Annotated in this window: 14 protein-coding genes; 5 read left to right on the forward strand and 9 right to left on the reverse strand. The window is 66.5% G+C overall.

The features are described from left to right. The first annotated feature begins 101 nt into the window (after window positions 1–101). The gene (locus DL991_RS27040; protein WP_233599006.1) at window positions 102–299 is read left to right on the forward strand and encodes a hypothetical protein; all 198 of its coding nucleotides are present in this window, start codon (window positions 102–104) and stop codon (window positions 297–299) included. Next, the gene (locus DL991_RS27045; RefSeq protein ID WP_125787149.1) at window positions 287–550 is read left to right on the forward strand and encodes a hypothetical protein; all 264 of its coding nucleotides are present in this window, start codon (window positions 287–289) and stop codon (window positions 548–550) included. The genes DL991_RS27040 and DL991_RS27045 overlap by 13 nt, the downstream gene beginning before the upstream one ends. A 43-nt stretch (window positions 551–593) precedes the next feature. Here the strand turns inward: DL991_RS27045 and DL991_RS27050 are convergent, their stop codons facing one another. Together DL991_RS27050 and DL991_RS27055 are read right to left on the reverse strand one after the other, a co-directional pair. After that, window positions 594–1178 carry a MepB family protein gene (locus tag DL991_RS27050; protein WP_199754061.1) on the reverse strand — a complete coding sequence of 195 codons (585 nt, stop codon included), beginning with the start codon at window positions 1176–1178 and terminating at the stop codon, window positions 594–596. A gap of 228 nt (window positions 1179–1406) precedes the next feature. Next, entirely contained in the window at window positions 1407–2159 is a 753-nt protein-coding gene (locus DL991_RS27055; protein WP_125787150.1) for a hypothetical protein, read from the reverse strand. Window positions 2160–2402: 243 nt separating this feature from the next. Here DL991_RS27055 and DL991_RS27060 point away from each other — a divergent pair, with 243 nt between their 5' ends. Further along, window positions 2403–2798 carry a hypothetical protein gene (locus DL991_RS27060; RefSeq protein WP_125787151.1) on the forward strand — a complete coding sequence of 132 codons (396 nt, stop codon included), beginning with the start codon at window positions 2403–2405 and terminating at the stop codon, window positions 2796–2798. A gap of 20 nt (window positions 2799–2818) precedes the next feature. On the opposite strand, the gene DL991_RS27065 is transcribed toward DL991_RS27060, so the two are convergent. From DL991_RS27065 to DL991_RS27080, 4 genes are all read right to left on the reverse strand, one after another. Further along, window positions 2819–3889, reverse strand: a complete 1071-nt coding sequence (locus tag DL991_RS27065; RefSeq protein ID WP_233599007.1) for a family 43 glycosylhydrolase — start codon at window positions 3887–3889, stop codon at window positions 2819–2821. Between the two features lie 419 nt (window positions 3890–4308). After that, on the reverse strand, window positions 4309–5268 hold the full coding sequence (locus DL991_RS27070; protein ID WP_125787152.1) for an NAD(P)-dependent oxidoreductase: 960 nt from the start codon (window positions 5266–5268) through the stop codon (window positions 4309–4311). Between the two features lie 252 nt (window positions 5269–5520). After that, window positions 5521–5991, reverse strand: coding sequence for a hypothetical protein (locus tag DL991_RS27075; RefSeq protein ID WP_233599008.1), 471 nt, complete (start codon window positions 5989–5991; stop codon window positions 5521–5523). Window positions 5992–6016: 25 nt separating this feature from the next. Beyond that, on the reverse strand, window positions 6017–7360 hold the full coding sequence (locus DL991_RS27080) for an MFS transporter (RefSeq protein ID WP_125787153.1): 1344 nt from the start codon (window positions 7358–7360) through the stop codon (window positions 6017–6019). 305 nt (window positions 7361–7665) lie between these two features. Between DL991_RS27080 and DL991_RS43015 the strand changes: the two genes are divergently transcribed. Next, window positions 7666–7929: a hypothetical protein gene (locus tag DL991_RS43015; protein ID WP_199754063.1), complete on the forward strand. Its 264-nt coding sequence runs from the start codon at window positions 7666–7668 to the stop codon at window positions 7927–7929. A gap of 212 nt (window positions 7930–8141) precedes the next feature. Here DL991_RS43015 and DL991_RS27090 read toward each other — a convergent pair whose 3' ends face one another. After that, window positions 8142–8939 (reverse strand): hypothetical protein, encoded by a 798-nt coding sequence (locus DL991_RS27090; protein WP_233599009.1) that lies wholly within the window; start codon window positions 8937–8939, stop codon window positions 8142–8144. A 399-nt stretch (window positions 8940–9338) separates the two neighbouring features. Continuing rightward, complete coding sequence (locus DL991_RS27095) at window positions 9339–10400, reverse strand: polysaccharide lyase family 1 protein (RefSeq protein WP_233599010.1); 1062 nt, start codon at window positions 10398–10400, stop codon at window positions 9339–9341. A 169-nt stretch (window positions 10401–10569) separates the two neighbouring features. On the opposite strand from DL991_RS27095, the gene DL991_RS27100 reads away from it, so the two are divergent. After that, window positions 10570–12330 carry a pectate lyase gene (locus DL991_RS27100; RefSeq protein WP_125787156.1) on the forward strand — a complete coding sequence of 587 codons (1761 nt, stop codon included), beginning with the start codon at window positions 10570–10572 and terminating at the stop codon, window positions 12328–12330. A 352-nt stretch (window positions 12331–12682) separates the two neighbouring features. Here the strand turns inward: DL991_RS27100 and DL991_RS27105 are convergent, their stop codons facing one another. Then, window positions 12683–14011, reverse strand: coding sequence for an MFS transporter (locus DL991_RS27105; protein ID WP_125787157.1), 1329 nt, complete (start codon window positions 14009–14011; stop codon window positions 12683–12685). Window positions 14012–14014 lie beyond the last annotated feature (3 nt).

The following is a 14014-nucleotide window of genomic DNA, read 5'->3' on the forward strand; positions in this document are numbered from 1 at the left end:
GCGGATGCCCATTCGCCGACGTGCTGGTGGCCGGCCGAAGCCATGCAGTGGTGGAGCATTTGGTCACGCGGGAACGATGCGGCTCGCGTGGCATGGAGGCGGTGATCACGGCGAAAGGTCTCACCGCGCTCAAGCAGGCCGCGCCCAGTCACGCCAAGGAGGTCCGGCGCCTTGTCATCGACCGGCTCACGCCCGAAGAACTCGACCAGTTCGCCGACATCGCCACCACGATCCTCGAGAACCCGCGAGCGGATCAGCCACCCGTCTGGCGGCGTAGGCTGGGCACGTGGACTCCGTAGCGGGCGCGGTCGACCGGATGGTCCAGCGTGGATGTGACCTCGTCGAGCTGATCGAGTTCCTCCGGGCACACGAAACGTTTCGGCTGTCTCCGCTGACCCTCATGCGGATCCTGGACGACGCGGCGGGGATCCCGTGGACGACCACACGGCAGGAGTTCGGATCGATGTTCGATCCCGACCTCCGCCCCCTCACCTCACAGACGGAGATCGAAGCCCGCTGGCAAGCCGTCCTCCATGCGCGACGGACCTGAGCTGCCCTGCCCGACGAACCTGGTGTTCGTCTCGCGAGGAGCACTACAGGTCTGGGCAATCCTCCCGCAGAAGCTGTCGCAGTAGATCCGGGGTGAACGGAATCCGGGGCTGTATCTGAACAAACCGTTCGACCTGCCATCGCTTGGTCCGAACCGCCTGCTTGGACTCCACCTGAACCCAAGGCGCGTAGACTCTCATCGCACGTTTGCCGCCCTTTCCCTCGGCCGACATGATGCCGCGACGCACCAGTTCCCGGCTGTTGAATATGAAGAGCCCGCGATGATCCTTGTTGAAGACCGCGATCACGGCCGAGCTGATCGAGTCACTGGTATCGAACGGTGCGATCTCACTGTCCGGATCGGCTCTCGTCCACATCGTCACGAACTGTCCGACCTTGGTGGGCGTTGTTTTGGCGACACGGAACGCGATACTCCGATCGTCGACAGCAAGTCGACATGCGCCGTATTCCGCACTCTCGACTTCCCGGACGGCGGGACGAGTCACTACGAGTCCTGAATCTTCGAACACTTCACGAACCGACTCGACCAGTTGAACGGGAACGTCGCCAAGTGCCGGATCGGTGGCCCATCGATGAGTGGTACCGTCGCCGGTCTCGTCGATGGTCACACCTGGAAGATCCTTCAAGAACACACTCCTTGGCAGAGAGCAAATTCGAGGCAGCCTCACGTATGGTGACATCGAGGCCGCGGGCACGTCTGATGCGGCGTCCTGTCGCCGTTCTGTCAAGGTTTCTTGCGCAGTTGCCGTTGCCGCGCAAGATCTTGGCACCGACTTGTTGCCCTGTTCGAGCTCCTCGGGTTTCACCGACGTGGCCGGGTGCTCTGGATTCTGGGCCTAACCGGCATCAGGGCGGAGGCCGTTGCGGGTTCGGTAGCGCTGTTCGAAGTCTGCCTGGAACGTGGCGGGGACCGCGTTGAGGGGGCGGCGTTCGATGAGGTGGTCGTCGGAGACGTAGAAGTTCCGGTCGCCGAAGTCGTCCGGTTCGCCGGGAGCAGGGGTGCCTGGCGGGTAGTGCAGCACCCAGCCGGTGTCCATCCGGAAGGCCTTGATCCCCTTGGTCGAGCCGCCGAGCTGCTCCCGTCGAAGGTGGTAGTGGACCATGGCGCGTGCGTTGCTCTCGCTGATCTTTCCCTGCCCCAGCCCCAATCCGGTCACGGTGAGGGCGCGGTCGGACCGGTCGACCCAGCCGTCGACCACCAGGTCGGCCGGCCACGCGACTCGCAGCGCGGTCTGTAGTGCAGTGGTGACCTGCCGTGCCAGTTCGGTGCAGCCTTCCGGGCCGCCCGCGAAGACGCTCCTGTTCCATTCAGGAAGGCCGTCGTCCGGCGGCGTCCATCCGGCCGCGACCAGGTTCTCGTGGTCGGCGGGCGACATTCGCCACCGCTCGTCGACGAACTCGTTGCTCACCAGCCCCGCGTAGATATCGGTGACGAGGTCGGGGTACTGCGGGTCCTGCTCCGCCGAGAATTGAACGAAGCGGTTGCCCTCCGCGTGCATGACCAGTTTCGCCGTCGGCGGCAACTCGTACAGCAGTTCGCCCAGGTTCACGGCGAATTCGGCCCAGTTCGGGCTCTCCGGGATGCTCACGGGTCAACTCTTCCTCGGTCGGGCAGTTCGGGGCGAACCGGCTCGGAGAGGTGACCTTGTCGAAGCACCCGCCCCGTACCGGCCGGGTCGTCAAAGACCCTACTGCGTCACCGTCGAGCTCGATGCCGGAGTCGCCACCCCGGCATCCGGTGCACCAGGGGAGATCTGGCCGAGGTCGAAAGCGTCGTCGCCGAGATGGAGGCGTCCGCCCGTCGCGGCGGCGGACACTGAAGGAGCCCGCCGATGAGGTTCGGCGAGCCGTTCTCACCCGGCTACCGGACGCGCACGCCGACCTTGCCGCTGACCGGCGTGATCGTGGCCGGCAAACCTGGCCGCGCGGTCACCCGGGGTGCTGTGGAGTTTCGTGCTCACCACCATCGTGCTGGTGATCAGCTTGACCGTCTTGCTGCGGCACGGGGTCGAAACACGGCAGCGAAAGCTGGAAGAGCCGGGATCCTGGGCCCGGCGGTCGTGTCCTCGATCGGCGGTGCACTCGGCCTGGTCACCGGCCGACCGGCTGTGGAGGCGGCGGTCCTGGCCGACGTGGGTGAACGGCGCGTTCATGGTGGTGGGCGTGATGAACGCGCCGTTCCCGACAAGCCGGGTGTGGTGAAAGCCCTTTCAGCGAACGCCTGGTGAGACGTCCGGATCAGGGGCGCTTAACTGAGGTAGAAGCCGCCGTCGTTGCGGAGGACCGTCGCCACGATCGGGAACCGGCTGCTGCCGTTCCACCAGTGGTAGACCGCGTGGTACTGGCCGTTGGCCGCCTGGAAGAAGTCCATACCGCCTGGGCCGGGGTGGTTGCCGGGCAGGCCGCGGTAGGGGTTGAGGCCCCCGGTGCCGGTGTACCCGAAGTACGGCCGCTCGGCCCCGTTCTGCCGTGGTGTGCAGCGCGTCGACGGGATCGGGCCGGTGCCGCACCTGGCGATGCCGGTCGAATACCGTGCGCTGTCCCAGTTGTTGCCGGAGTAGGCCAGGTACCAGTAACCGTCGGCGGACTTGAACATCGACGGGTTCTCGATCACGTGCGTGCCGCCGCTCATCCGGGTGGTCTCCCAGCCGATGTCGGTGCTCTTCAACGCGTCCCGGCGGGTGGCCCAGTCCGCCATGCCGTTGGAATGGGTGCGCACGACCGAGATGCCGGTCTCCGGGTACGAGGTGATCGCGTCGTCCCGGTAGGCGACGTACATGGCGCTGCCCGAGACGAACGGGTTCGCGTCGATGGCCCAGCGGCCGCTGCCCGGGCACGCCCACTCGACGGGATTGGTGAACGGCCCCCGTGCACTGCCCGAGACGGCGCGGCCGAGGCATTTCTGGCCGGTACCCCGCTTGGACGCGGTGTAGTACATGTAGTACGTGTCGCCGAAGCGGACGACGCCGGGCGCCCAGATGTTGCCCTCCGCCCAGCTACCCGGCCCGTTGGGCAGTGCATCGGCCGACGCGCAGGTGCCCACACCGACGGTGTTGCCGGAGCCGTGCACGAGCACCGGCACGAACAGTTTGCCGGTCACGCCGCACCGGGCGCCGACACCGGCGCCGACCGTGGTGCCGTAAGTGACGTACGTGCCGTCCTTCGCCTGGACGGTGTCCGGGTCGGCGAGTGGGAACTTCGACTCGGCGGCCGCGGTCGAGACACCGTCGGCCGCACCGGCCGTATTGACCGCCATGACAGCTGTCGCGGCGGTCGTGGCGAGCACGCCCGCCACAAGTAATCTGGTCCACTTGCGCATGCTGAATCCTTTACTGGGCAAGAAGAGTGGTGTCGGTCAGGAGGAGCACCCGGCCACCACGATCGAGGCGGCAAGCCCTGCCGCCTCGATGTCGAGCACGATTCACCGGGGTGACCGGTTGCTCTCCCGGTTACTTGTGGACGGACAAGTGCGCCAGTTGCAAACTATGTGACCCCAATCGCCAATGCGACTGAAAACGCCGAAACTGCCGGTCGATGGGTCCGTACGGCCTATCCCGGCGGTGCCGTTCGATCTGTCGCCCTGGTGTACGGGCCGCCACGCGTACGCAGACTGGGCCGACCCGCGCTTCGGCCACTACCAGCAGACGACACGCCCGTCCCGGCTCACGCCCTCGACGTTGCCTCGATGGGCAGGCAAACCGTCAGATCAGCGTCCGGTTGCGGATCAGGTTGTGGTCATCATGGCTCATGATGCCGGGGTGGCGTTCGGAGGGCTTCGGTGAGGTCGTCGGGCTCGACGCCGAGTTCTGCGCGGGCGATGTCCGGGTCGAGGGCCATGGTGGTGGCGTGCAGGTTGCTCCATTGTGTCGGGTCGAAACCGACGGTGAATCCGTGGCGGCGTTGTCTGATGCCTTCCGTGCGGATCAGAAGTCGGATGGCGCTTGGACGGAGCTTCCAGATGCGTTTCGGAGGGTGGCCGGCAGCGGTTGCGAGGCGGGTGAAGAGGTCGGCCCAGGGGATGTTCGCGGTGACGATCGGATAGTCGCCGTTGGCGCGACGGTCCAGCGCCGCTACGACTGCTTGCGCGACTTGGGTGACGGTGACGACGGCGGTGGTGCCGGGGTAGGCGAGTATGCCCGCGTTGCCGATGGACATGCTGTGCAGCATGGGTTCGAGAGGTGATTGCCGGCCGGGGGTCGTGCCTGCGACGTAAGGGAGTTCGAGAACGGCCACGGAAGTTTCCGCGTTGACCGCGGCGCGTGCGTGCTCAGCTTGTTCGATTCTGCTGGCGATGTAGGGGCTGAGTTCAGCCAGGCGGAGTGCCGGCTGTTCGCGCTGCAAGGTCGCGTAGAAACTGCCGAGGATGACAGCGCGGTCACACTGCGCCCGGCAGCCGGCGGTGAGCAACCTGACCACGGGTGCGACGTTGGTGTCATGGAAGAACGCGGTGATGTCGACGCCGCGCGGTGCGGCGACGGCGGCGGCCGATGCGACGACGATGCCCGTGTGCCCGGCGACGATCGTGTCGAGCCGATCTTCGGACAGATCGGTGAGGTCGCCGAGTTGGACTGTCACGGCGGCGGGGAGGTTCGTGGGTGGCGTGCGGACCAGCACCGTGACGTCGTGCCCGCGTGCCAGTAGTTCACGCACGATGTGCTGTCCGATGAAGCCGGTTCCGCCTACCGCCAGGACCTTCATGGGACTGTCCTTTCATCGGTCGCGGTGAGTGCGCTGAGAGGCGTTGTCGTCATGCCGGGCATCGGGTGGGTTTGTCCTCGGTCGTCAGCGCCCGGACGATCGTGACGCCGCCCAACCCGGTTTCCTCGACGACTTCCCGCAGGGCCGCCTTCGGGGAGGTAAGCGGCGACACGGATTCTCGGCGGGACGGTGATCAGCGGAACGATCCCTCCTTCGTCTGAGCACGGCCTGAGCTCGTCCTCTCAGCCGGGATCACCGCGGTGGCCGGTACTTCCGGGTGAACCGGACGCCGTTGAAGGTGTGGGTGCAGCATGGGCAGGTCGGCTCCAGATCGCCGGCACCCAGTTCGGGGTTGACGACCTGCAACCGGTTGTCGTCGTCCACGTAGAGGCCGCTGTAGTAACTGGCTTCGCCGATCCGCACGTATTCGCGTCGTTCGTGCGGCTGCCGAGCGACCAGCCAATGGATCGGGTCGGCGGAGTCGAGCCGGGCGGCGGCCTCGTCGCGCACCTCGTCCCAGTCCGCGCCGATCTTGCCGAGCAGGAACCGGAACAACGGCGTGTAGTCCAGGCCCCGGCGTTCCCGTCGTCCCATGGACCCGCGCGTCAGGTCGGAGACGCGTTCGGTTTTCGTGTTGCGCTGATGTCGGTAGTCGCCGCCGTGGTCGTGGTGGACGGACCTGGCCCGGGTGTTCACGCGGCGGTACAGCGGCTCCTTCACCACGCCGGCCTCCACAAGGTGCTCACCGTCACCGGCTGTCGGAATTCAGGTCGGTGCCCCGGGTTTCGGTGCTGAGGAGCAGAGCGACGAGGGTGACGGCGATCGTGCCGACAAGGTACAGCACGACCGCCGTGGGGCCCTGTTTTTCGGCCAGCCACACGGCGATGAGGGGCGCGGGCGCGCCGGCGATGATCGAAGAGCCTTGGAACACCAGGGAAGCACCGGCGAAACGGCGGCGGGTCGGGAAGAGTTCGGCGATCCAGGCGGCTTCCGGTCCGGCCAGGAGTCCGTGCAATGCCGCGCCGACACCGACGCCGAGATAGAGCAGAGGCAGATTGCCGGCTTGGACGACGGCGAAGAAGACCGGTGCCCACACCGCGAGGCCCGCCGCCGGGACCAGCATGGCGATACGCCGTCCGACGAGGTCCGACCAGTAGCCGCCGGCCAGCATCCCCGCGAACTGCAGCAGTGACCCGACGGCCACGGCGAGGAGGACGTCGGACTTGTCGTAGCCGAAGGTCTTCGTGGCATAGGCGACCACGAAGACGGTGTAGACGTAGAAGGCCACGTTCTCGCCCAGCCGCACGCCGAGACCGCGGAGGACGGGACCGGGGTGGGCGAGTGTCTCGAGGATGCTCGACCGCTCCCGGACGGCGTCCGCGGATGCCGTGGCCCGTGCCTGCGCCTCCTGGAACACCGGCGACTCGTCGATGCGCCGCCGGATCCAGAAACCGATGACCAGAAGCGGAATCGCGAACAGGAAACCGACGCGCCACCCCCATTGGTCGAAGGCGTTTTCGGGCAGTACCAAGGCGATCCCGCCGACCACGGCCGTGGCCAGCACCGTGCCCAGCGGCGCTCCCGCCTGCGGCCACGCCGACCAGAAGCCGCGCCGCTTCGGGCTTCCGTACTCGCTGACCATCAGCACCGCCGCGCCGAACTCGCCGCCGAGGGCGAAACCCTGGATCAGCCTGAGCGCGACCAGCGAGATCGTCGCCCCGATGCCCGCCTGAGAGTAGGTGGGGAGCAGCCCGATCGCGGAGGTCGACAGCCCGAGAAGCAGGAAAGTGGTCACCAGCATGGGTTTGCGGCCGAGTCGATCGCCGAGATGCCCGAAGACGATGCCGCCGATCGGTCGCGCGACGAAACCGAGTCCCTGCGTCGCCAGCGCGAGCAGCAACTGGGCGAACCCGTCGCCACCGGGGAAGAACAGCGGCCCGAGCACGGTGGCCGCCAGGATTCCGTAGAGCGCGAAGTCGTACCACTCCAGCACCGCGCCGGCGGTACTGCCCGCCAGTACCCGCCTGAACGCCGACCGGCTGACACCGGACCTCGGATCGGCCGTTTCGTGCGAGGCGGGCACGTTCGTCACTTTCGCTCCTCGTCGAGTCGGCCGGATAACGGCGTCCGATATGCGAACACAGTGGAACACTTATCGGACATGGAGGAAGATAGACCGCGGTGGCGGGATCGCGCAAACAAAAAGGGTCACCGTCGAACTGTTGGGGAATGTGGCGTCGTACGCCGACGACATCCTCGAACGCATCCCGGAGGCCGGTGCCGACGGCGACATCCGCGGGCTGACACTCGGGTCCTGCTCGTCGAATGTCGAAGCGGCGCTGCCGATGGTGCGGCACGGTATCGGCGCCGGTCACCGCCCTCGAATATGCTCGCGCCATGGCGGCGCGCGGCTACGTCGACCGCATCTCCAGCGAGGTCGCCGCCGAGTACGTCGCCGAGCTGGACCGGACGCAGAACCGGGCCCGGCGCAGACTCGGCTCCGCGCCGGTCCTTTCCTGCTCGGCGTACAGGCTCGCGCCGACACCGGCGAACGGCTCGTCGATCATGTCGCGGAAGCCCGAGTTCGTCGCCGGGTCCCGTCGGTGCGTCGCGGCGCTCACTGCGCCGGCTTCGGAGCGGCGGCGGCCGAATCGACGGTGATCAGGTCCATGCCGGCGATCCGCAACAATGGACGGTCGTCCGCCGACCCGTTTTCCGGACAGCGGTTGGTGAGCCTGTTCGGGACGATGGCTTTCCGACAGTGTGACGCGCGTGGTCCGTTAGGCCGGCTCGCCGCGGATGAGGGTTCTGCTCCTTCGAGAGCTCGGCCATGGCACGGGCCGGGCGGTGCGGCGCCCGGCCCGTGCGTGCCGTCAGGCCAGGCGGACCTGGAAGACGGCGACCCGGGCGTCATGCCCGTCCACGCGCATGTCCACAGTCTTGGTGTCGATGAACTGCTCCTGGACGACGCCATTGCCTGCCAGCCAGTTGATGCGGTCGATCCCGGTGCCGAAGCACCGGCGCTCCGCGTCCAGGCTGGTGGCCTTGTAGTAGTTCGGGTTGTTGGTATCCGCGGTCCAGAAGACCAGGCGCCCGACGTTGTGGTGCGCGAGCACGCGACTGGCGTGGATTCTCTTGTGCTCGTTCCACTCGTCGCGCAGGTCGGTGCGCTGGTCGCCGTTGTACGCGTTCGCGATGTAGTGCGAGTTGATCAGCGCGAACTGGAGCGTCGGGTGGCTCTGGTGGCGCACCACGACCTCGTTGATCCAGCGCGGCGGGGTCACCCCGCTGATGCCGCCGTGCACATACGTGGTCTTCGCGCTCGCCACCTCCCACGGCTGCGGGATCGAGATCGGGATCCGGAACGACGAGTTGTGCCGCAGGAACGCGTTGTTGTACAGCGGCCCGAAGTAGTGGTCGATCATCGCGGGCTCACCGGTGTCGCCCTCGTTGATTTCCTGCCAGCCGACCAGAGGCCGCACCAGGGGGTCACAGTTGCGGACGGCGTCGATCGCGGCCTCGCGCGCCCCGAGGTTGTCGCGGCCGATGTTGGCGGTGACGATCGGCAGCCGGATCCATCCCGTCGCGGCGGAGGCCGTGTCGGTACCGGCGGCCAGGACGCCGAGTGCGGCACCACCACCGAGAGCGAGTGCCTTGCGTCTGTTGAGCATTCCGGACACAGCAGATTCCCTTCTCGCGCTATCACTGCGGGACACAGCCCGTCAAAGTGTCACAGAATGTGGTGCGGTTGTGACCCCCGCGCGCCGAAACTGCCGCTTGCCGGTCAGCGCTTCGGATGGAGGCGGGCCGCAGCCTTCCGTGACGGCGGTGGGAGACGGCTCCGAGGGCCATCGCCATTTCATCGCCATTGAACGACTGAAGCCCCGCCCCTCCGAGGCGGGGCGGGGCTTCTGACCTGCGAAAACAAATGATGCGCGATACTGGGATCGAACAGTGACCTCTTCCGTGTCATGGAAGATCGATCTAAGAGTTACTTCGTATCTGCCAGAGCTGTTGGTTTCCGGTTGAGCGTGACCGCCCGGCGCTTGCCGACTCCGGGCGGCGGCCGGTCAGGGTAGGATTTTGCCCGCTCCTGCTCCCGCGGTCACACTGCCCTTCACCGTGCTCGCGGACTCGAGGCTGTAGGAGTACGGAATTTTGGCCACCGTTCCGCTCGCCTGCGGTGAACCGGATCCGGTGAAGAGGTTCCCGCGTTGCACCAGGGCACCGGCCGGTGAACCCGCGTAACCGACCAGTGTTGGTTCGTCGACGTTGTCGAAATGGTTGTTCTCGACCAGTACGCCACCGTTGCAGGTGGACGCGACACCGTATTCGTTGTCTCGATAGTAGTTGTTGAACACGTGCACCGGATTGGCGAACCGCACACGCGGATGCCGCGTCCCCGAGCCATCGAAGTAATTGTGGTGATAGGTCACCCGCAACTTGCCGATATCCTGGCTTCCGTTGTCGTCACTGTGTCCGAGCAGCATCGATTTGTTGTGCCCGTGCACGCGGTTCCAGGACACGGTGATGTAATCCGAAGCACGCTTGATGTCGACGGCGCCGTCGTATCCGTTGGTGAACGTGTTGTGGTCGACGACCACGTTGGTCGAGGCCTTTTCGATGTTGATCGCGTCGTCGTCCCAGTCCCGGAAGGACAGGTTCTGGATCACCACGTTCTTGGATCCGCTCAAGGTCAGGCCGCAACCGTCGATCGTCGCGCCGGCATTGCCAAGAATGGATTTGTTGGACCCCACCTTGAGCATGCCGGAGCAGGAAATGGTGCCGGAGACCCGCACCACCGCCGCCGCGGTTCCGCTGACCGCCGAGCTCAACGCGGACGCCGAGGTCACCGTGATCGGCGGCGCACCACCGCCGCCGGGGGTGCCGCCGTTCTGGCTCGCCCAGCCGATCGGTGCCGCCTGTGCGGAGAGTTCCGCGTTGGCGCCGGTGGTCACCACGGTCGTCGAAGTGATTACAGTCAAGGTCAGAATCGAAAGAAATCGAAAAGGACGCAAATTCATCACGCCGCCTCCTTGCGGTCGATGAAAACGGAATGTCCTAAGAGGATTGATGCGGATCCGCTGACGAAACGTCGAGAACAGGAGACCAACGAATCGGCGTCGCGTCAACCCTCGATCGTCGATTCCCGGTTCACACTGATGAATCCTGAGGCCAGCCGCACAGCGATTCACCGATATTGCTCCAGGCGGACGATCCGGCTTGACGGGAGCGCTCCCAGCTATCACGATGCGTTTACAAGTGTGGACGTCGTTCAGATATGTGAATCGAGATGTGATCATGATCCTTACGCGCCGCAGCTTCGGACTCCTCGCCACCGCAGTGCCGGTGGCCGTTCTCGCGGGCGGACACCAGGCCGTTCACGCCGTGCCGGGAATTCCGGCGGCCATGCGCCGGGCCTCGGCGTTCTTCGACGAACAGCTCTCCTATCGCGGCGCCTATGTCTGGAGCTACCTGCCAGACCGGTCCCAGAGCTGGGGCGAGATGGCGGCCAACCGGACCATGTGCTGGGTACAGCCGCCGGGAACGCCGTCGATCGGGCACAGCCTGCTCGACGCTTACCACGCCACTGGTGTCGAATCCTTTTACCGCGCCGCCTCGCGCACCGGTCTCGCCTTGGTGGCCGCCCAGTTGCCGGTCGGCGGCTGGAACTACGTGCACGACTTCGCGGGTACGAAGTCGCTGCGCAAGTGGTACGACACCGTCGGTGCGAACGGTTGGCGACTGGAGGAGTTCCAGCACTATTACGGCAATGCGACTTTCGACGACGCCGGCACGTCCTCCGCCGCTCAGCTCATCCTGCGTCTCTACCTGGAACGCGGCGATCACCGATTCCACGCGCCACTCGATCGCGCTCTGCGCTTCGTGGTGAAGGCGCAGATCCGCGGAGGGATCGCCGACGGCGGCTGGCCGCAGCGTTTCCCCCGGTTCGCGGGGGCTGTGAAAGACACGCCGTGGCCCGAGGTGCTGCCGCCGTGGCTACCCGCCGACATCCGGCACGGCATGGAGGATGGTGACTACACCGGCCACGTCACCTTCAACGACGACGTCCTCGGCGAGAACATCAAGTTCCTGCTGATGTGCATGTCCACTTTGGACAAGCCAGGGCTGGCCGAGCCGATCCGGCGCGCGATGGACTGCCTGCGCCGCCTGCAGCAGCCAGGGCCGCAGGCGGGCTGGGCGTTGCAGCACCTGACCAGTGCGTCGGGCGGCAGGCCGGCGGGTGCTCCGGCGGGTGCGCGATCCTACGAACCCCGCGCCCTGGCCACGCACACCACACAGACCAATGTGCAGCAGCTGTTCCACTACTTCCGGCTCACCGGCGATCGAGGGTTCCTCGACCGTGTTCCCGAAGCCATTGCGTGGCTGGACAGCTGCCCGCTCACCGCGCGACAGCATGCCGAAAACCCGTTGCTGGCCGGGCGAACCCATCCCACCTTCGTGGATCTGGAGACCAACCGGGCGCGGTTCGTCCACCGTTTCGGCTCGAACGTCCGCAACGGCGCCTACTACACCGACAACGACCACCGCGCGACGCTGAGCCATTATTCCGGCGGCCGCGTGATCGACACCGCCGCTCTGCGCGCCACCTACGAGCAACTGCGCACGCTCACTCCGGCGCAGGTCGCCGACCTGAAGGCACGCTCGCCGCTCAGCGGCGTCTCGGTCCCGCTCCCTCGCTACTTCACCCCGCGCGAGCCTCAGCTCACCGACCTCTTCCTCGGCGCGCCGTCACAGCTGCCGGTCGTGTCGGACGCGGAGGCGACGGCGCTGGCCGACGGGCTCGGCGGCAACGACTACTGGCTGACCCCGGCGGACGCGATCACCAACCCGTATCACGGTCCCTCTCCGGCTACGCCTTACGTCGGAAAGGCGTACATGAGCAAGCACGTGGGCGACCTGTATGACACTTCACCCTACGATCCACTCACTCCGCCCGAGGAACCGCCGTACCGGCCGAAGGAGCGGCCGCCGGTGATCAGCGCCGGCACCTATGTGGCCAACATGGGCAAGCTGATCTCCTGGGCCGCGGCCGAATAGGTGCCCCGGCACCGCGATCATCGAGCCTCCAGTACGCAGTGCGTCCCGCGGTAGATCGTCGGCATGCACTTGTTGCAGTGCACGCACGGCGAGCGGGCGGGGGTCGTGAGTGTTTTGGGTTGTTGGAACGAACGCCTGGCGCAAGCAAGGGGGCCTTCATGTACTGGGGGAGGGTGTGAAAGGGCGGTTTCCTCGTCAGAGCTGAGGCAAGGGGGTCCTTCACGGACCGGCCGCTACCCAAAACACTCACGACCCCCGCGCCACGTTGCCTTACCTCTCAACCGGTCCGCAGCAAATGGGTCGCGCGGCGCGGTCGAGGCGGGGCGCACCTCGACCGCGGCCGCGCGGTGTTTCAGGGGGACATCGGTGCGGTCGTGGTGGTTCCAGGCTGGATCTGCGTGGTGGCTGGCTCTGCTTTGTTCTTGAGCGTGAGCGCGGCGATCAGGGAGAGCGCGGCCGCGGTGGTGATGTAGACGGCCGGGACGATGCTGCTGCCAGTGGCCTGCACGAGGGCTTGGAGTATCAAGGGTGTGGATCCGCCCATGAGGGAGATGATGACGCTGATGCCGATCGAGACGCCGGTGTAGCGGACGGCGGTCGGGAACAGTTCGGCCGCGGCGATGCCTTGCACGGCCAACATCGGTGACAGAAGAACGGCGACGATCACCAAGGCGGTGAGGGCCGACGTGAAGCTGCCGCTGCCGGCGAGGTGGAACACCGGGATGGTCAGCACGGTGACCGCGAGCGCACCGCCGACGAGGAAGGGCTTGCGGCCGTAGGCGTCGGACAGCCGGGCCCAGATCGGGACGAGGACGGCGGCGACGGTCAAGCCGATCAGCATCGCGGTGAACATCTGCCGCGACGTCAGCCCGGCGGTTTTGACCAAGTAGGACGGGAAGAAGCCGACCAGCATGTAGGTGGTCGTGGTGAGTCCGACGGTCAGGCCGCAGACTTTCAGCAGCGCTCGCCAATGCAGACGCAGCACGTCGCGGACGGGGCTGTGAGTGGTCTGGCCTGCCCGTCCCGCGCTGGTGAATTCGGGCGATTCCGCCAGTTTCGTGCGCATGTACAGGCCGACGAGGCCCAGCGGCAGGGCCACGAGGAACGGGAGGCGCCAGCCCCATCCGTTGAGCGCCGCCGGGGTGAGGACGCTGCTCAGAAGTGTCCCGATGAGCGCGGCGAACACCTGGGCGACGAGTTGGGTGAAGCCGTTCCAGCCCGAGTAGAAGCCTCGGCGTCCGGGTGGCGCGTACTCGGCCAGAGCGGTGACGGCTCCACCCATTTCCGCGCCGGCGAAGAAGCCTTGGGCCAGGCGCATCACGAGCAGCAGCGCGGGGGCGAGCAGGCCGAAGGTCTTGTCGCCGGGGATCGCGCCGATGAGGGCGGTGGCGATCGACATGCCGATGATGGAGATCGACAGGGCGCCCCGGCGGCCGGCGCGGTCGCCGTAGCGGCCGAACAGGATGGCACCGATCGGGCGGCTGACGAACGCGATCCCGAACAGCATGAACGTCGAGACGAGCGCCGTTCCCTCGGATGTTCCGGAGAAGAACGTCGTCGAGATGCTCACCGCGAAGTAACCGTAGAGGCCGAATTCGAACCACTCGATGAAGTTGCCGATCGCGATCGCGGTGACGACCCGGGATCGTTTGGTGTCGATGTCGTGCGCCGTTGAGGACATCGG

Origin of the sequence: Amycolatopsis sp. WAC 01375 (assembly GCF_003947325.1) — a bacterium.
Classification (GTDB): domain Bacteria; phylum Actinomycetota; class Actinomycetes; order Mycobacteriales; family Pseudonocardiaceae; genus Amycolatopsis.